Below are 16,832 nucleotides of genomic sequence, written 5' to 3' on the forward strand. Positions count from 1 at the left end.
TGATGCGCGGCCGCGCTCATTCGACGGTGTACGTGAATTCGCCGGCCTCGTCCGCGCGCACCGCGATGCGCGCGATGGCCGCGCCGTCGGCGATCCGGCCGAGCACGTGGCCCGCGATCTCCGGCAGCAGCGTGCCGTTCAGGATATGGTCGACGTTGCGGGCGCCCGAATCGACTTCGGTGCAGCGCGCGAGCACCGCGTCGACAAGCGACTCGTCCCATTCGAACGCCGCCTTGTGGTTCGCCTCGATCCGGCGGCGGATCCGCTCGAGCTTCAGCTCGATGATCTCGGCCAGCACGTCGTCGGAAATCGGATAGTACGGCACGACCTTCATGCGCCCGAGGAACGCGGGTTTGAACGTCTTGTACAGCTGCGGGCGCAGCGTCTCGGCAAGGGCATCCGGATCGGGCAGTTCCTCGGCCGGCTTGTTCAGGCACGCCTGCATCACCGCGGCGGAACCGACGTTCGACGTCAGGATGATCAGCGTATTGCGGAAGTCGATCTCGCGCCCTTCGGCATCGTCCATCGCGCCCTTGTCGAACACCTGGAAGAACATCTCGAGCACGTCGGGGTGCGCCTTCTCGACCTCGTCGAGCAGCACGACCGAATACGGGTTGCGGCGCACGGCCTCGGTCAGCACGCCGCCTTCACCGTAGCCGACGTAGCCCGGCGGCGAGCCCTTCAGGCCCGACACGCTGTGCGCTTCCTGGTACTCGCTCATGTTGATCGTGACCATCTTGCGCTCGCCGCCGTACAGGATGTCGGCCAGCGCGAGTGCCGTCTCGGTCTTGCCGACACCCGACGGCCCGACGAACATGAACACGCCGCGCGGCTTGTTCGGATCCTCGAGGTTCGCGGTCGCGGTGCGCACGCGCTGCGCGATCGCGTCGAGCGCATGGTCCTGGCCGATCACGCGCGCGGTGAGCAGCGGCTGCAGGTTCAGCACGGTGTCGATCTCGTCCTTCACCATCCGGCCGAGCGGAATGCCCGTCCACGCGGCGACGATCTCGGCGACGACATGGCCGTCGACCTGCAGCGGCACCATCGGCTCGCCGCCCTGCAGCGCGTGCAGCGCCGCGACGCGCTCGGCGAGCTTGTCGCGTGTTGCCTGCACGTCGACCGGCTGGCCGTCTTCCGACGGGCCGCGTGCCTTGTCGAGCGTGTCGCGCAGTTCGGTGATTTCGGCGACGATCACGCGCTCGGCTTCATAACGCGCTTCGTCCTTCGCCAGTTGTTCGAGCGCCGTGTCGCGCGCGCCGCGCAGCTCGCCGAGCCGCTCGTCGTGCGCCGCGCCGCCGGCCGCCTCGCGCTCCAGCGACGCGATTTCCGCGTCGATCCGCTCGATGCGCTTCTTCGTGTCGTCGATCGCCGCCGGCGTCGCGCTGTGCGCGAGCGCGACCTTCGCGCACGCGGTGTCGAGCACGCTGATCGCCTTGTCCGGCAGCTGGCGGCCGCTGATGTAGCGGTGCGACAGACGCACGGCCTCGGTGATCGCATCGTCGAGGATCCGCACGTTGAAGTGCTTTTCCATCAGGCCGGACATCCCGCGCAGCATCGCGGCCGCGAGCGGCTCGCTCGGCTCCTCGACCTTCACGACCTGGAAGCGCCGCGCAAGCGCCGCGTCCTTCTCGAAGTACTTCTTGTATTCGCTCCACGTCGTCGCGGCGATCGTGCGCAGCTCGCCGCGCGCGAGCGCCGGCTTCAGCAGGTTCGCCGCATCGTTCTGGCCGGCCTGGCCGCCCGCGCCGATGATCGTGTGCGCCTCGTCGATGAACAGGATGATCGGGTGCGCGCTCTTCTTCACCTCGTCGATCACGCTCTTCAGGCGATTCTCGAACTCGCCCTTCACGCTCGCGCCGGCCTGCAGCAGCCCCATGTCGAGCACGTGCAGCGCGACGCCGCGCAACGGCGGCGGCACGTCGTCGGCCGCAATGCGCAGCGCAAGGCCCTCGACGACCGCCGTTTTGCCGACGCCGGCCTCGCCGGTCATGATCGGGTTGTTCTGGCGGCGACGCATCAGGATGTCGATCGCCTGGCGGATCTCGGCTTCGCGGCCGATCACCGGGTCGATCTTGCCGTCGCGTGCGCGCTGCGTGAGGTTGGTCGTGTACGTGTCGAGCGCGGGCGTCTTCGACGGGCCCGCCGCGGGCGCCGTGCCGTCGGCTGCCGGCGCGAGGCTGCCGTCTTCCGTATCGCCCTGGCGCGGTTCGGCCTCGCTCGATCCGGCCATGATTTCGTCGAACTTGTGCTTCAGGTCCGTCACGTTCACTTCCGCGAACTGCGACGACATCCGCTGCGCGAACTGCGCGAGATCCGGCGCGGTCAGCAGCGCGAGCAACAGGTGCCCGGAACGGATGCGGCCGAGCTGCGAATCGAGCGACGCGATCAGCCACGCCTGCTCGAACAGCGCGATCAGGTGCACGGAGAACACAGGCGTGCGCGTGTTGCCGGTCTTCAGGCGCGTCAGTTCGCGCTCCAGATCGGCGCGCAGCGCATGCGGATCGACACGGCTCGCGCGCAGCGCTAGCGGCAGGTCGCCCGCCGGCTCTTCGAGCAACGCGAGGAACAGGTGCTCCAGATCGACTTCGTAGTGGCCGCGCGCCAGGCACGCGCTCGCCGCACGCTCGGTCGCGTGGCGGCACAGCGGGTTCAGTTTCGTGATCAGGGTCTTCAGAGGCGTGCTCATGGCGTCGATCTCAGGTTCGATTGCGTGTTTGTTGTTAGGGTCTGTTTACATATGGAACGCGCATGCGTTGCCACGAGAACGGCCGCTCGCGAGGCGCGCGACGCCGCGAATACTGACGTATTCGCAAGGAGCGCAACGCGGCGAGCGGCCGTTCTCGTGGCAACCCCAAATCAAAAAATTCATATCACGGGAATGCCCGAAATCGCCCGCATGGCGGCGTCGCTCGTCACTTGTTTGGCTCGGCCAAACGGCGCTCCTCACTTCTTGCCTGCGCCCCGTTAGGAAGTCCCCTTGGGGGACGAGCGATTTCGGGCATTCGCATGCGCGTTCCATATGTAAACAGACCCTTGGAATCAGTGAATCACGTGCAGTTCGTAGCGCGCGTCGGAGCGATCCTCGAGCGCGTCTCGCGTGCACAGGAACGCGTCCCAGCCGAGCCGCGAGCCGGCGCCGAGCACGCTCGCACCGACCTCGGTGCGCTTGAGCACGAGCTTCACCTCGTATTCGAGCGTGACGCCGGCCAGCAGCGTCAGCATCCGCTCCAGTGCGACGGCCTGCGCGCCGCCGGGCAGGAACGCCTCGTAGTCGCGCTTGGACAGCGGGCCGACGACGATCCGCGCGCGCATGTCGCGCTGCCATACGCGTTCGCCGACGAGCGCCGTCGCGCCGAGCACCGCGTTGACCTCGCCGAGCACGCTCAGCTGGTCGGGCGGCACGTCGTACCACTTGCCGACGAACTGGTCGATCTTCACCGGCACGCGGAAATAGTCCGACAGCGTGCGCTGCAGGTATGCGGCCGACATCGGCCGGTGCCGCGCGGCCAGCGCATAACCGGCAACGGCCTCGTCGAGCACGCCGCCCACGCCGGCCGCGAGGCTGTCGCGCACTTCGTCGCTCGGCACGCCCGCGATCGCGAGCAGCAGCGGCAGATAACGTTCGTCGCGATCGAGCTCGTAATGGAACGGCAGCCGGTATTTCTTCCACGCGGCATAGAACAGCGCGGTCGCGCGGTTCGAGAACACGTCGAAGAATGCGCGCGCCGCGTGGTCGCGCTTCAGGTGCTCGCGCGCGATGATCTGCTCGGTGTAATGCAGCGGCAGCGCGCCCTGCCCGCCCAGCAGCCCGAAGAACGCGGGCGTCAGCTCGACGTGGCCGAGCTCGCCGGCCGCGAGCGCGGCGCCGCGCTGCTCGTCCGTCTTCAGTTGCGTGCCGTCGCCGTCGAACGAGCGCGCGCCTTCGATCTCGCTCGGCGGAAAACCGAGCGACAGCGTGTTGCGGAATTCGATGCGCTGCGCGACCACGTCGCCCTGCCGCCACGCGCCGGGCGCATCCGACGCCTGCCGCGCGAACAGCCCTTCGAGCACGCGCACGGCCTGGAAGAACTCGAAGCGGTGCGGTTCGTCGAGCAGCGCGTCGACTACGCCAGGATCGATTCGCCGGTCCGGGGCTTGCATCGGATGATCTCCTCGCCGGTGCGCTTCGACACGACGACTAGTTGAACGAAACTGTTGAGGTGGACGTACAGCCCGAAGAAGCTGTCGAGCACGCGCACGAACGAGGCCAGGCTCGCGCCGACGAAGTGCTCCTCGTCGATCGTCAGGCGGATCTCGATGCCGCGCACGAAGGTCGCGAACGGCTTGCCGGGCAGCCACTGCACGGCGCCGCGCTGCTCGACGCCGGCGAGGCCGTCGATCTGGCGCATCGACACGGCGGTGCGCCGCAGGTCGTACAGCGTCAGCATTTCCTTCAGCGGCGCGAGGCCGTGCGCGACCAGCGACACGTGATTGAGCGCGAGGTGCGACACGAGCCGCCAGTGCGCGGCGCGGCCGCGCTCGAAGCGCACGCTCTGTGTCGGGCGGCGCAGCATCGAGATGCCGCTCGTCTGCGCGCCGCCTTCCTGGAACAGGTCGCCGCCTTCGAGCCCGAACGCGAGCATGGCCGGCAGGTCGCGGTTCGTGCAGGTGAGGTCGAGGCTCAGCGTGTCGGTCTGCGGCGACGTCGGCTCGAAATCGATGTCGACGATCGAGATTTCGGTTTCGTAACCGGGGCTCTTCTGCGCGACCCAGTCGTTGCGGCGCGCGAACCAGTAATGGCCGATCCGCGCCGATTCGCCGTGATGCAGCGAGTAGAACGGCCGGAATTCGATCACCGATTCCTCGTGCGCCTGCTGCCTGACGAGCTTCACCGAATCGATCGAATACACCTCGTACGCGAACGCGCGCCGCGCCTCGGCGATCACCGGGTAGGACACCGCGCGGTGCGTGATGCGGATCGGCTCGCCGTGCTGGCGGAACAGGTTGACGATCGGCGTGCAGAACAGCCGGAAGTGGCTCGCCGTCAGCAGCTCGAGCAGCCGCGCGACGTGCGAATCGCTGCGCACGTCCTGCAGCACGAGGTGCAGCGTCGCCCGCTGGCAGCGGCCCGTCGCGCGCGCGATCGCCGCGATGTCGAAGTCGACGAAATCGAACTTGTCGGGGAACGCGAAGTATTCGGTGAGCAGGCGATACGCGGGATGCGATTTCGCCGGGTAGTCGATCAGCGCGTCGTCCTCGTCGAAGCCGGCGTGCGCGATCGGCAGCTTGCGCAACGCGGTCCAGCGGCCGTTGCGTTCAGGCTCGACATACGCGCCGAGCACGTTGACGAACAGGCAGTCGGTCAGCGCGGCGACGAACGACTGCTCGCCGTGCAGGTGCGCGCGCAGCGTCGGCAGCTTCAGCGCACCGAGATCGAGCTGCGCGGCGAGCGACTCGAACGTGATCGAGATCACGCCCGTCGCGTTCGACGGCAGCACCGTCGCGCTCGGCGCGAGCGCGACCGGCGTGTAGCGCGCTTCCGAGATGCGGATCGGCGCGAGCGTCACGTCATAGGCGGTGCGGAACCGGCACTGCACGCCGCGGATCGGGCGGCTCTTCAGCTCGGTCCCGCGATCGATCACGACCGGCTCGGTCTGCTGGCCGGGCGAGGCCGGCGTGAACTGCGCGATCGAGCACGACGGGAACGGCCGCAGGTAGTGCGGATAGAGCACTTCCAGCAGCGCTTCGGTGAATTCGGGGTAATCGTCGTCGAGCTTCTTGTTGATGCGCGCGCCGAGCAGCGCGAACGACTCGATCATCCGCTCGACGTGAGGGTCCTCGCAATGCTCGCCGGACAGCGCGAGCCGCGCCGCGATCTTCGGATAACGTTCGGCGAAATCTCGCGAATAGCGCCGCAAAAACGATAATTCGCGCTCGTAATACGGCAGCAATTCTTCCATCGACGACCCCGAACCTCAATATTTCCTGCCGGACCCTGAACCATCACCGGGCGGTCCGGCCCGCTCGGCGGCTTGATTTACTGCATTCTGGCGGCGCGTGCGCGCGTGACCGAATACTGCAGCGTCGACGGCTGCAGCATCGCGTCGAAACTCACCGGCTCCTCGGCCGGGTGCACGACGAGCAGCGCCTGGATCGCGAAATAAAGCGCGTTGGTGGCCTGCTCGTTCAGCTCGAACGTCACCTGCACCTGCTGCAGGCGCGGCTCGTGGCGCGCGATGGCCTGCTGGATCGACTTGCAGATGAACGCGCGGTCGTAGTGACTCGCCAGGCTCAGCCCTGCAAAATCGTTCAGCCCGTAGGTCAGCACCGACTTCTGGCACTCCGGCAGCGTGGCCAGCTCGTTCTCGGTGTGGGCGATACGGGTGTTGAGGATCGCCTCGACGTCGCGGGCGACCGTGTTCTTGAGCTCGTCCAGCGACAATTGCCGCATCGCTGCCGAGGCCGGCAGGTGCGGTTCGTCGTCGAACAGCTTGTCGAGAAAACTGGGTTCGAATCGTTTCATAAGGGCCTGTTTCCGCTAATAACGGGCTTGCGAACGTGTGTTGCCGGTCGTAGTGCAAGGAGTGAGGAGCGCCGTTTGGCCGAGCCAAACAAGCGACGAACGACGCCGCAATACGGCCGGCAACGCACGTTCCCCTGTTTGAAAAAATCATTCGTGGGGCTGGCCCCCAGAAGGGCCGATCGCCGCGTCACGCTCCTCGCGAATACGTCGAGTATTCGCTTCGTCGCAATCCTTGCGCTCGGCCCTTCTGGGGGCCAGCGCAAGCCCGTTATTAGCGGAAACAGGCCCTGACTTACAGCGAAAACGGCAACGGGACGCCGAGCGCCCCGCTGCCGCAACCGACCTTAGACCGCGTAGGTCTTGTCGTTCTTCGTCAGACTCCAGGCGCCTTGCGTGTTGCCGCCCTGGTTGCCGCCGATCTTCTGCTGGGTTTGCTTCCACTGCACGGCTGCGTACTTCAGCGAGAACGTCTCGAGCGGCAGACCTTCCTCGCGAACGCTCGGGGCGATGCTCGAGATGATCACGTACTTGAGCTTGACTTCCAGATACTGCACGCGCTTGCCTTCACCGTCAGCGCGCGAGAAATGAACCGTCACCTCGTCGAACGTGGTACCGCCCGAAGCGTGTTGGTACAGCAGCGGGCTCGACGAATCGATTTCCTTCGTGAAAATCATGTCGCCGTGCTCGCAACGCGTCATCGTGTGACCGCCAGCGGTCGATGCGGTTGCCGAACGCGGCTGAACGATCGAGTGATCCCACGATTTCAGTTCGATCCAGCCCTGGTGGTCCTTGTCCGCGGACTCGCCCTTCACCGCGGGACTACCAAACTGCAAGTGCATATGTAACATGGCCCTTCGACTCCCCAAAGAGGTGGTTTTAACGTCCTACCCAGGCGGCCCGCCCGGGCGATTTACTCGCTTATGAATTTGCCGGTTTGGGCAGATCAGCGACAAGTCGCAGAGAAATCGAGAGTTCGTCGAGCTGAAAGTGCGGGCGCAGGAACGCGACCGAACGATACGAGCCCGGCTTGCCCGGAATCTCCGACACTTGTATGGATGCCTCGCGCAGCGGGAATTGCGCCTTCTGTTCCTGCGACGCGTTGTCGTCGAGCAGGACGTACTGCGAAATCCACCGGTTGAGGAAAGTCTCTACGTTCTGCGCCGATGCGAAGCTGCCGATCTTGTCCCGCATCATCGCCTTCAGGTAGTGCGCCACGCGCGACACCGAGAAGATGTACTGAAGCTGGGCGGACAGGACGGCGTTCGCATTCGCGCTGTCGGTGCTGTATTTTTTCGGTTTCTGCACCGATTGCGCAGCGAAAAACGCAGCGTAATCCGAGTTCTTGCAATGAACGAGCGGGATGAAGCCGAGGTCGCTCAGTTCCTTCTCGCGGCGATCGGTGATCGCGATTTCGGTCGGGCACTTCAGCGCGACTTCACCGTCGTCGGTCTTGAACGTGTGGGTCGGCAGGTCCTCGACGAGGCCGCCGCCTTCGACGCCGCGGATCGCCGCGCACCAGCCGAAGTCGTCGAATGCGGCCGTCAGGCGCGCAGCGAACGCCCACGCGGCGTTGCACCACAGGTACTTGTCGTGGTCGGTGCCGTCGACGTCTTCGACGAAGTTGAAGTTCTCCGCGGTCTGGCCGTCCTTCGGATTGAACGGCAGGCGACCGAGGAAGCGCGGCAGCGTCAGGCCGACGTAGCGCGAATCCTCGGCGTCGCGGAACGACTTCCACTTCGCATATTCGACCGTATCGAACACCTTGCCGAGATCACGCGGCTTGCCGAGGTCGGAGAACGACTCGAGGCCGAGCAGCTCGGGCGACGCCGACGCGATGAACGGCGCATGCGCGGCTGCCGCGACGTGCGACATCTGCTCGATGAAGTACATGTCTTCCGGCTGGCGCGAGATCTCGTAATCGCCGATCAGCGCACCGAACGGCGAGCCGCCGAACGTGCCGAATTCCTCTTCGTAGACCTTCTTGAACAGCGCGCTCTGGTCGAATTCGCTCGCGCCCTTGAAGTCGCGCACGAGGTCGCGCTTCGGAGCGTGCAGCGCCTTGATCTTGATCGTCTGGCCGGTGTTGCTTTCCTTGACCAGATAGTCCATCCCGCGCCACGTGCTTTCGAGACGCTGGAATTCCGGCGCGTGCATCACCGCGGAAAGCTGCGTGGAAATCAGGCGGTCGAGTTCCGCGACGCGCGCGTCGATCGTGGCCGACAGGTTGTCCGACACGATCACCGTGCCGTCGAGCACCTGGTGCACGAGTTCACCGATCAGGTCCTTCGCACGCGCATGCTCGGAATCGGATTTCGCGACCTTGCTCTTCTCGACGATGTCGTCGAGCAGCGAAGTCCCGGCGGCGTATTCCGCGCCGCTCGCTTGGGCCGCAGCCGTTTGCTGGTTCATCTCAACACTCCGTCGTCATTCGCCGTCTTTGTCGCCGCCGGTGCCCTTCGCGAGCTCCTGCAGCTGCTGCGTGTTCTTCAGCACCTCGGACAGCAGATCCTCGAGCTTGTCGTTGCCGGCGAGCTTGTTGCGCAGGTCGGCGAGCTTCGAGCGCGCCTCGAGCAGGCGGCGCAGCGGCTCGACCTGTTCGACGACTTCGTCCGGGCTGAAATCCGACAGCGAGCGGAACTTCAGGTCGACCGCGAACTTGCCGCCTTCCGGGCTCAGGCGGTTTTCCACCTGGAACGCGGCACGCGGCTCGATCGCCTTCATCACGTCGTCGAAATTGTCGCGGTCGATGTTGACGAACTTGCGGTCGCGCAGCTTCGGCTGCTCGATTTCGGACTGGCCCGCCAGATCGCCGACGACCCCGACGACGAACGGCAGTTCCTTCACCTCGATCGCATCGCCCTTCTCGACCTCATAGGTCAGCTGGACGCGCGGCGGCCGTATTTTCTGCAAGCTTTTCTGAATGCTTTCTTTCTTGGCCATCTCGACGGCTCCCAGGTTAGTTGTGGTTATCGCGTCAGTTGCGGTTTCAGTTGCGCAGTGCGCCGAACGGATCCGCGCCGCCCTTTTGCGGCGTGGTGGGCGGCGTCGGCGTGGTGGTCGCTGCTGCCTCGGCCGCCGGTGCGCCGCCGGTCTTCGGGCGATGAACGACCCGGCGCGGCGGGCGCGGCTTCACGGCCTTCGTCTCCGGCGGGAACAGCGCCGATTCGCCCAGCGTGTCGCGCAGTTGCTTCGCGAGCGCCTGCGCATCGGACTTCGCGTCGCCCGCGAGCGACGAATCCTGACGCAGCTCGCCGAGCGACTGCGTCGCGATCCGCAGGCCGGCCACGGCCAGCACGCTCTTCGCCTGACGGTCGGTCGCGTCGCGCTGCAGCGCTTCCTGCGCGGCAACGATTGCCTGACCGTAGTGGTTCTGTGCGAACTGGATTTGCGCAATGCGCGACCACGGCTCCTCGCGCGTCGGATCCGACTTCGCGAGCTGCTGATACAGGCCGAGAGCCTTGTCCTGGTCCCCCGCCTTCGCAACTGCGTCCGCATCCGCCAGCGACTTGTTGAACACCTCGGCAGTCGGCGGTGCGGGAGGCTGGCTCGCACAGCCGGCGATCACGCCGCAAGCCACTACTACCCCAGACAGTTTTGCGAAGAGACGGTCTTTCATCGTTATATCCACCGGCGCGTGAGTTTTAAATCGTTGAGAATCTGGTTCTTTTGCTTTGCAAGAAGCGCGCGGGTATAGTACCGATCAATTTTTCATAATTCAATCGTCGTGTGAAGAGTAATTCCTTTTAAAACCGGGCGCTACCCCCTCCAATGGCCGCTCGCCGCGGGCTCGCAGCGATTTTTCTTTCGGCCGGAATGGGCAAGTTTTACTGGTTGCACGACGCGCCGCCGGGGCGGCGGAAAAAATTTCCGGGCGCTCGCCACGACGCGGGCGTGCTTAATAGTTGAACAGTGCAATGTCGGGGATACGCAACGCGCGCGGAAATACCCGGCAGATTTGACAGGGATAAAGGCAGCACGCCGGAAATACGATGAGATCGTTGATGATTCGCTATGCGCTGCCGCTGCTTGCCTGCGCCCTTCTGGCCGGATGCGCGGCCGCCCCGCTGCTCGGCTCGGCCGCGAGCGCCGTGATGTCCGCGGCCGGCATCGGCAAGCCCGAGGTGCCCGACGCGCAGAAGCCGCCGCGCAACCTCGGCATCACGCTCGCCGCGGCGCCGAACCTGAACGCCGCGACCGACAACAAGCCGCTCGCGCTCGTCGTGCGGCTCTATGCGCTGAAGGACCCGACGTCGTTCCAGCAGGCGCCGTTCGACGCATTTACGGATCCGACCAAGGAAAAAGCCGCGCTGGGCGCGGATTTGCTGAACGTGCGTGAAATCACGCTGATTCCGGGCCAGCGCTATACGGCGACCGAGAAGGTTTCGCGCGAAGCGCAAGCGTTCGGCATCGTCGCGCTGTTCCGCGATCCCGCACTACAACGATGGAAACTGACGTTCGATCCGGTGAAGTCGGAGAAATCCGGCATAATCATCGGCCTGCATAATTGCGCGATGACGGTCACCGATGGCACCGTCATCGCACCGCAACAGGGTGCGCCTTCGCAACCGCTGAATTTGCTTTCTTCGGTCTCCTGCGGTTAAACATGACGCACGAATGTCAATTAACAAGAGTTAACAATTGGCGATTTAATTCGGGCACGAACGAATCGATTACATCGCAACGCGACATTAACCGGATTTGACATGAGTTATTCGGCCAAGGTGCTGTGGGGGGAAGGGCTGTTCCTCCGGCCTCAACACTTTCAGCGACAGGACGCGTACCACGAAGCGCGCCTGTTCGAATCGATCCAGGCGATCCAGCCGTACAACTGGGGCGTGCGCTCGGTGCGCATCGACCGCGACGCACTCGGCAGCAACGTGCTGCGGGTGGCCGAGCTCGCGCTCGTGTTCCCGGACGGCGCGCTGTATGCCGCGCCGCAGGCCGACGACCTGCCGCCGCCGATCGCGCTGGACACGCTGCCTGACGGCATCAACGAATTCGTGTTCTATCTCGCGCTGCACCCGCTGCGCGAGAACGGCACCAACTACAGCGACGATCCGGCCGCCGGCTTCATGACGCGTTTCGTCAGCGAGCAGACCAGCGTCGGCGACAACTTCACCGACGCAGCCGAAGCCGACATCACGTTCCTGAAGACGCAGGTCAAGCTGATCGCGCACAGCGAACCGCGCGACCAGCTGCTGTCGGTGCCGCTCGTACGCGTGCGCCGCACCGCGACGTCCGGTTTCGAGATCGACGACAGCTTCGTGCCGCCGTGCCTCGCGATCGACGCATCGCCGATCCTGCACCAGCGGCTGCGCCAGCTCGTCGATGCGCTGCAGGCGAAGGTGAACGCGCTGTACGGCTTTCACCGCGAGCCGTCGAAGAACATCATCGAATTCCGCTCGGGCGACATCGCGTCGTTCTGGCTGCTGCACACGGCGAACGCCGCGTTCGCGACGCTCGCGCACCTGCACCAGCATTCGGCGCTGCATCCCGAGCGGCTGTTCCAGGAACTGCTGCGCCTCGCGGGCCAGCTGATGACGTTCTCGAAGGGCTACACGCTCGCGGACCTGCCGGTGTACCGCCATGACGATCCGGGCCCGAGCTTTGCGCGTCTCGACCTGATGCTGCGCGAGCTGCTCGACACCGTGATCTCGACGCGCTACTTCGCGATCACGCTCGACGAGGTGCGCCCGTCGTTCCACCTCGGCCGCCTCGATTCCGGCAAGATCGACGACAAGACCGAGTTCTACCTCGCGGTGTCCGCGGACATGCCGAGCGTCGAGCTCGTCGATGCGGTGCCGGCCCGCTTCAAGGTCGGTGCGCCCGACGACGTCGACAAGCTCGTGCTGTCGGCGATGCCCGGCGTGCGGCTGTCGTACACGCCGCAGGTACCGCCCGCGATTCCGGTGCGCCCCGGCGCCTGCTACTTCGCGCTCGATTCGCGCGGCGCGCTGTACGAGCGCATGCTGCAGGCCCAGTCCGCGATGATCTACGCGCCGACTGGCATCAATGACCTGAAGTTCGAACTGATCGCGGTCACATCATGAGCTACGCGCCTTCCCTGTTCGGCGACAACGCGCCGCCTCCCCTGCATACCCCGGCGTCGACGGATGCCTCGTTCCAGGCCCGTTCGCTGCTCGACCTGCTGTACGACGGGTTCTTCATGCTGTTCCTGCTCAAGAACAGGCGGGAGCCGGATAGCGCGAGCGAGTTCAGCACGCGGATCCAGGAATTCCTGTCGGACTTCGAGCGCGGCGCGAAAAAGCTGAATATCGCGGCCGAGGATGTGTACGGCGCGAAGTTCGCGTTCTGCGCGGCCATCGACGAGATGGTGCTGTCGTCGCAGTTCAAGATCCGTGCGGACTGGGAACGCCGGCCGCTGCAGCTCGTGCTGTTCGGCGAGCAGCTCGCGGGCGAGAAGTTCTTTCAGTATCTCGAGGAGTGCCGCGCGCAGGGTGCGGCGCGGCTGCAGTCGCTCGAGGTGTTTCATATGTGCCTGCTGCTCGGGTTCCAGGGCAAGTATCTGCTCGAAGGGCCGGAGAAGCTGGCTTACCTCACCGCACGGCTGGGGGACGAGATCGCGCATATGAAGGGCAAGCGGGCGCCGTTCGCGCCGCATTGGCCGTTGCCGGATCAGATCGCGCATCGACTCAAACGCGAAGTGCCGGTTTGGGCGATCGGGGCGGTTTTTGCGCTGGTGGCGCTCCTCGGGTATCTCGGGCTCAATACGTATCTGAAGGACAAGACGCTGCAGGCGTTGGCGCCTTATTCGCAGGTCATCAAGGTCGGGCCGGAATCGGCCAATTTGACGATTTCGCTGCCTTGAGGAGCGGAGGCTTCTCTGCCTCGCTTCACGATGAGAAAGGACCGCCCCGGCGGTCCTTTTTTGTTGCGACGTCCCGTTCGTCGTGCTCGCGGCTACTCGCCGTTCGAATCCAGATCGAGGAAGTCGTCGCGGCGATCAAAGTGGTTGAGACAGCGGACGAGGTCGTCGATCGATGCGCCCGGTTTCTGGCGACAGGCCAGATCGACGACGTCCTGGAAGTGCTCGCACGAGTAGCGGAATACGTAACCGAGCTCAGTGACCCGCTCGGGGTAGCGCTCGCGATCGTCGTCGTCGACGTGTACCTTGTCGCCGATATAGATCGTCTGCCGCGGACACCAGTCTGCATCGCCGTCATTTCCGTACACATCGTATTGCCACGCCGGATCGTAGCCCTCCGGCCGTTCGGCCTTCGCTCGCACAACCACGATGAAGTCGGCAAGCGTGAACGTCCTGTTCTTGAAATCTTCCGGGCCGCGAATCTGCAATCCGATGCGCTCGCATTCGATACGCGCCAGCAATCGTTCGGCCCTGTCACGCTCGCACGCCAGTAAGCCGGCATCGAGGTCTCGTGCCGCCGCAAGCGCCCGCTCCAGGAACGGACGCGCCGATCCACTGCGTGACGTCTCGCACATCAGGTCGCCCAGCGCGACGAGCGACTGGGCGAGGGCAACGCGATCGCCCTCCTGCTCGGCCTCGGTCAGCGCAAGATGCAGCACGGCTTCGCCCCGATCCGTCATGCCATGATCGAGCAGCATCAGCGCCTTGCGAAAGGTCTGCCGCGCACTCACCGCGACGCCTCGTTGCCGGGGAGATCCATCCAGACGTCTTCGTAGCCGGCGTCGTCGATGATGAAACGCGCGCCGGGCGGCAGCATCAAATAGGGCAAGACCAGCGGCAGGTAGGTGGGCAGATGTGCGGCGTGCAGCGGCTGGTAGAAGTCGGGCGCCTCTGAATATTCGCCGCAGTGGAAAAACCAGCCGATGTCATCGCCTTCCGACAGCGCGATGCGCGTGCCATAGACTGGCATCCGCCCGAGCGTCGCTATCGCGACCGCAACCTTGTGCCCGGGTTCGGCAGCACGCAGAGCGTATCGCGCACACACGGCCTCCTGGCGTTCACGTAACGCGGCCGGATCATCCGTCAGGTTCATTTCCCGCTCCCCTCCATGCCGTCCTGCATCGACAGAAAAGCCGTGAAACTGTCGGATACCGGCGTCGTCTCGCCCGTCTCGTGCGACCAAAGGACGACGGCCGGTTCGCACGATGCCTCTGTCCGGTCGTAGTCGAAGCAATAGTAGTCACCCGTCCCGAACTCGGCAAACGGCAACAGATTCGAGAAATCGGCATCCGTGTGGTCGAAGTTGTCTCGCCACGCGCGCCAACCTTCGCTGTAGTGCCGAACGATCGAATTCCAGGTCTTGCGCGGATTGCGCGCATCGAAGACGGGGAACACGGACACTCCGCCAAGCGACCTGCCGTTGTTGAGCAGCAGCCATGTCGCGAACGAATGCGGCAACGCGCGGCCGAGTGATGCTTCGGCTGCTTCGATTTCGGCCACGGTCGTGCCGATGGTCGGTGTGCGGGTCATCGGTTGATCTTCCTGTCGGTATCTCCGACGTACACGTGTTCGATGTTGCGCGTCACGGCTCGAGCCACCAGTCGAGCAGCGTTTCGTCGTCCGGATCCTCGAAGTTCCGGTAGATGTTCGCGTAGTACCAGGCAAGGCCGGTTCTTGCCGTGAAGCCGTCGAAGACGGTACGAATTCGTTCGCCTCCCGCACCGGACGGCACCGATAACGCGAGCGAGCCGCCGTAACGACCGTCGAGCGTACCGCCCAGTTCGGATTCGACCTCATGCGCAAGCCGGTCGATGTCGCGATCCGGAATCGCGTCGCCATAGATCTGGATGCAGTAGTTTCCGCCGCGCTTCAGCACCGTGGCAGGACGATCGGGGTCATCCATGCGGACAAGATCGCCTTTCGCGAGATTCAGCGTCAGGCCAGGCGATGCCAGCAATTCGTAGATGCCCGGCTCGACCTGACGCGCGGGAAGTTCTTCGCGAACCGGTGCGTCTCCGGAGTTGCCTGCGTAGACGTAGATCAGGTCGTCATCCTGGTCGGGGTCAAGCATTTCGTTCTCGCCGTACGTAAGACCGTGTTTCAGTCAATCACTTGTGTCACCCGGGGCTGCCTGCGGATTGGCCTGCGCATTGCTCGAGACTGCTCGCCCGCACTCACCCGCCGACCATCTCCAGGAACACCACCGCTTCCGCATCGGGCAGCGCCTCGCCTATCCGCGCCCGGACTTCAGCAAGGAATGCCGGCCGGATTTCATACGTGTCGTCGAAGATATCGCGTGAGTACCTTCCAACGTACAACTCGCACCAGATACACAGCGCGTGGGCGAAGTGCGTGAGGGATGACGCAACGCGCGATGGTGCCCAGGAGCCCGCGCCGTGGCGGTCGAACAGCACATCGCCTCCCGGGACGACGATCACGGGATCGCCGCCCATCTGGCCCAGCACGATCCAGTCGTCGTGCCATCCGGACAGACGCCGGCCAGATGCGTCGACACGATAGCCGGCCTGGCCACGCGCGAGACTCGCCTGGTTGCCGTACAACAGGAGGTCGTCGGCGGTCCAGGGAATCGACAGATCGACATCGTCGAGTGCGCTGAACCATGCAGCAATTTCATCGCTCACGGAGAGGAAGCTCGTGTGTGTTGCATGGTCGGGCGCAGGTGCGCCGATGCTTGCGTGCACGCCCACCGTGTCGCGAATTTCGACGATGAACTGCTTCAGATCCCGAGTGTGCATCGTGCCTCCCGGCGACATGGCGCCTTGTCGAATCGCTTGCGAACGATACCGGTCTCGGGTCTCTCTGTCAGCCGCATGCCGACACTTGAATTCACCGAAATCGTCGATGGAGTCATCGGTCGCTAAACGACTTGCGACCTTCGCATCCCGGACAACGTAATGCGCCGCGGGATTGCCGAGATAGACGGTGCCAAAAATGCATCCTCCTCGAGAAATCGAACGAGCGGATTGGCTGCAATCAGGATGTCCCGCCAGGATTTCATGATGACGTGTGGCAAACCACGTCGTCAGAACAGGATGAATTCATCGTTCTCTACGTAAAAGACGAATGCGTCGAGCAACTGCGAAACGCTCGGTTCGTCGATTTGGTCGTGGGCGTTGATCACGATATCTTCGATCGTCGCACTGTTCAGCGTGACGCTCCAGCCGGGTTGCAGCGCGATCGAGGACGATGCATCGTCTTCGGCATGTTGCGCGTCTGCCGAGAATGCGCCCTCTGTATCGAGCGTCCACGGCTTCGGCGGTAGATGGAGCCAACCAGAGAAGTCGCCGGGCGTTTCGAGGATCTGCTTCAGGCTGACTACGGTCGTCAGGTCGGTTGTTGCGAGCATGGGTTGTAGGGGGTGGGAGTGACGTTTGGCGGTGCGGATGGCACGGCGTCGTGACATGCATGTGCGATATCGTCGGT

Annotated in this window: 17 protein-coding genes; 3 read left to right on the forward strand and 14 right to left on the reverse strand. The window is 64.5% G+C overall.

Annotated features, from left to right (window positions below; translation table 11 throughout):
* Positions 1–16 precede the first annotated feature (16 nt).
* The 8 genes from tssH to DPV79_RS27505 all read right to left on the reverse strand — a co-directional run bounded on the left by tssH (position 17) and on the right by DPV79_RS27505 (position 10,118).
* Positions 17–2,686: a type VI secretion system ATPase TssH gene (gene tssH / locus DPV79_RS27470; RefSeq protein WP_059818110.1), complete on the reverse strand. Its 2,670-nt coding sequence runs from the start codon at positions 2,684–2,686 to the stop codon at positions 17–19.
* 353 nt (positions 2,687–3,039) lie between these two features.
* Positions 3,040–4,140, reverse strand: coding sequence for a type VI secretion system baseplate subunit TssG (gene tssG, locus DPV79_RS27475; protein ID WP_021161816.1), 1,101 nt, complete (start codon positions 4,138–4,140; stop codon positions 3,040–3,042).
* Entirely contained in the window at positions 4,104–5,939 is a 1,836-nt protein-coding gene (gene tssF / locus DPV79_RS27480; RefSeq protein ID WP_021161817.1) for a type VI secretion system baseplate subunit TssF, read from the reverse strand. Before tssF ends, tssG begins: the two co-directional genes overlap by 37 nt.
* A 77-nt stretch (positions 5,940–6,016) precedes the next feature.
* The gene (tssE, locus tag DPV79_RS27485; RefSeq protein ID WP_021161818.1) at positions 6,017–6,502 is read right to left on the reverse strand and encodes a type VI secretion system baseplate subunit TssE; all 486 of its coding nucleotides are present in this window, start codon (positions 6,500–6,502) and stop codon (positions 6,017–6,019) included.
* Between the two features lie 344 nt (positions 6,503–6,846).
* Positions 6,847–7,350: an Hcp family type VI secretion system effector gene (locus DPV79_RS27490; RefSeq protein ID WP_006477093.1), complete on the reverse strand. Its 504-nt coding sequence runs from the start codon at positions 7,348–7,350 to the stop codon at positions 6,847–6,849.
* 70 nt (positions 7,351–7,420) lie between these two features.
* A complete protein-coding gene (gene tssC / locus DPV79_RS27495) occupies positions 7,421–8,911 on the reverse strand; it encodes a type VI secretion system contractile sheath large subunit (RefSeq protein ID WP_006477094.1) in 1,491 nt (496 codons plus the stop codon).
* Positions 8,912–8,926: 15 nt separating this feature from the next.
* Positions 8,927–9,442, reverse strand: coding sequence for a type VI secretion system contractile sheath small subunit (gene tssB, locus DPV79_RS27500; RefSeq protein ID WP_006484395.1), 516 nt, complete (start codon positions 9,440–9,442; stop codon positions 8,927–8,929).
* A gap of 46 nt (positions 9,443–9,488) precedes the next feature.
* Positions 9,489–10,118, reverse strand: coding sequence for a tetratricopeptide repeat protein (locus DPV79_RS27505; protein WP_059622474.1), 630 nt, complete (start codon positions 10,116–10,118; stop codon positions 9,489–9,491).
* Between the two features lie 373 nt (positions 10,119–10,491).
* On the opposite strand from DPV79_RS27505, the gene tssJ reads away from it, so the two are divergent.
* The 3 genes from tssJ (at position 10,492) to icmH (ending at position 13,331) form a co-directional block, all read left to right on the forward strand.
* A complete protein-coding gene (tssJ, locus tag DPV79_RS27510) occupies positions 10,492–11,103 on the forward strand; it encodes a type VI secretion system lipoprotein TssJ (protein ID WP_059677145.1) in 612 nt (203 codons plus the stop codon).
* Positions 11,104–11,205: 102 nt separating this feature from the next.
* Positions 11,206–12,552: a type VI secretion system baseplate subunit TssK gene (gene tssK / locus DPV79_RS27515; protein WP_011350756.1), complete on the forward strand. Its 1,347-nt coding sequence runs from the start codon at positions 11,206–11,208 to the stop codon at positions 12,550–12,552.
* Positions 12,549–13,331, forward strand: coding sequence for a type IVB secretion system protein IcmH/DotU (gene icmH / locus DPV79_RS27520; protein WP_021161821.1), 783 nt, complete (start codon positions 12,549–12,551; stop codon positions 13,329–13,331). The genes tssK and icmH overlap by 4 nt, the downstream gene beginning before the upstream one ends.
* A gap of 92 nt (positions 13,332–13,423) precedes the next feature.
* On the opposite strand, the gene DPV79_RS27525 is transcribed toward icmH, so the two are convergent.
* From DPV79_RS27525 to DPV79_RS27550, 6 genes are all read right to left on the reverse strand, one after another.
* Positions 13,424–14,119, reverse strand: a complete 696-nt coding sequence (locus DPV79_RS27525; protein ID WP_113046975.1) for a DUF7716 domain-containing protein — start codon at positions 14,117–14,119, stop codon at positions 13,424–13,426.
* Positions 14,116–14,481 (reverse strand): immunity protein Imm33 domain-containing protein, encoded by a 366-nt coding sequence (locus DPV79_RS27530; RefSeq protein WP_244321821.1) that lies wholly within the window; start codon positions 14,479–14,481, stop codon positions 14,116–14,118. Before DPV79_RS27530 ends, DPV79_RS27525 begins: the two co-directional genes overlap by 4 nt.
* Positions 14,478–14,918 (reverse strand): SMI1/KNR4 family protein, encoded by a 441-nt coding sequence (locus tag DPV79_RS27535; RefSeq protein WP_113046976.1) that lies wholly within the window; start codon positions 14,916–14,918, stop codon positions 14,478–14,480. Before DPV79_RS27535 ends, DPV79_RS27530 begins: the two co-directional genes overlap by 4 nt.
* Positions 14,919–14,970: 52 nt before the next feature.
* On the reverse strand, positions 14,971–15,459 hold the full coding sequence (locus DPV79_RS27540; protein WP_113046977.1) for a DUF4265 domain-containing protein: 489 nt from the start codon (positions 15,457–15,459) through the stop codon (positions 14,971–14,973).
* A gap of 103 nt (positions 15,460–15,562) precedes the next feature.
* A complete protein-coding gene (locus DPV79_RS27545; protein ID WP_113046978.1) occupies positions 15,563–16,144 on the reverse strand; it encodes a hypothetical protein in 582 nt (193 codons plus the stop codon).
* Positions 16,145–16,431: 287 nt separating this feature from the next.
* The gene (locus tag DPV79_RS27550; RefSeq protein ID WP_027788523.1) at positions 16,432–16,755 is read right to left on the reverse strand and encodes a DUF7716 domain-containing protein; all 324 of its coding nucleotides are present in this window, start codon (positions 16,753–16,755) and stop codon (positions 16,432–16,434) included.
* Positions 16,756–16,832 lie beyond the last annotated feature (77 nt).

The organism is Burkholderia reimsis, assembly GCF_003294055.1.
In the GTDB taxonomy this organism is placed as follows: Bacteria; Pseudomonadota; Gammaproteobacteria; order Burkholderiales; family Burkholderiaceae; genus Burkholderia; species Burkholderia cepacia.

Coding starts and splice junctions, on each gene's coding strand:
- tssH (WP_059818110.1), bottom strand. CDS start 2,686: ATGAGCACGCCTCTGAAGACCCTGATCACGAAACTGAACCCGCTGTGC.
- tssG (WP_021161816.1), bottom strand. CDS start 4,140: ATGCAAGCCCCGGACCGGCGAATCGATCCTGGCGTAGTCGACGCGCTG.
- tssF (WP_021161817.1), bottom strand. CDS start 5,939: ATGGAAGAATTGCTGCCGTATTACGAGCGCGAATTATCGTTTTTGCGG.
- tssE (WP_021161818.1), bottom strand. CDS start 6,502: ATGAAACGATTCGAACCCAGTTTTCTCGACAAGCTGTTCGACGACGAA.
- DPV79_RS27490 (WP_006477093.1), bottom strand. CDS start 7,350: ATGTTACATATGCACTTGCAGTTTGGTAGTCCCGCGGTGAAGGGCGAG.
- tssC (WP_006477094.1), bottom strand. CDS start 8,911: ATGAACCAGCAAACGGCTGCGGCCCAAGCGAGCGGCGCGGAATACGCC.
- tssB (WP_006484395.1), bottom strand. CDS start 9,442: ATGGCCAAGAAAGAAAGCATTCAGAAAAGCTTGCAGAAAATACGGCCG.
- DPV79_RS27505 (WP_059622474.1), bottom strand. CDS start 10,118: ATGAAAGACCGTCTCTTCGCAAAACTGTCTGGGGTAGTAGTGGCTTGC.
- tssJ (WP_059677145.1), top strand. CDS start 10,492: ATGAGATCGTTGATGATTCGCTATGCGCTGCCGCTGCTTGCCTGCGCC.
- tssK (WP_011350756.1), top strand. CDS start 11,206: ATGAGTTATTCGGCCAAGGTGCTGTGGGGGGAAGGGCTGTTCCTCCGG.
- icmH (WP_021161821.1), top strand. CDS start 12,549: ATGAGCTACGCGCCTTCCCTGTTCGGCGACAACGCGCCGCCTCCCCTG.
- DPV79_RS27530 (WP_244321821.1), bottom strand. CDS start 14,481: ATGAACCTGACGGATGATCCGGCCGCGTTACGTGAACGCCAGGAGGCC.
- DPV79_RS27535 (WP_113046976.1), bottom strand. CDS start 14,918: ATGACCCGCACACCGACCATCGGCACGACCGTGGCCGAAATCGAAGCA.
- DPV79_RS27540 (WP_113046977.1), bottom strand. CDS start 15,459: ATGCTTGACCCCGACCAGGATGACGACCTGATCTACGTCTACGCAGGC.
- DPV79_RS27545 (WP_113046978.1), bottom strand. CDS start 16,144: ATGCACACTCGGGATCTGAAGCAGTTCATCGTCGAAATTCGCGACACG.
- DPV79_RS27550 (WP_027788523.1), bottom strand. CDS start 16,755: ATGCTCGCAACAACCGACCTGACGACCGTAGTCAGCCTGAAGCAGATC.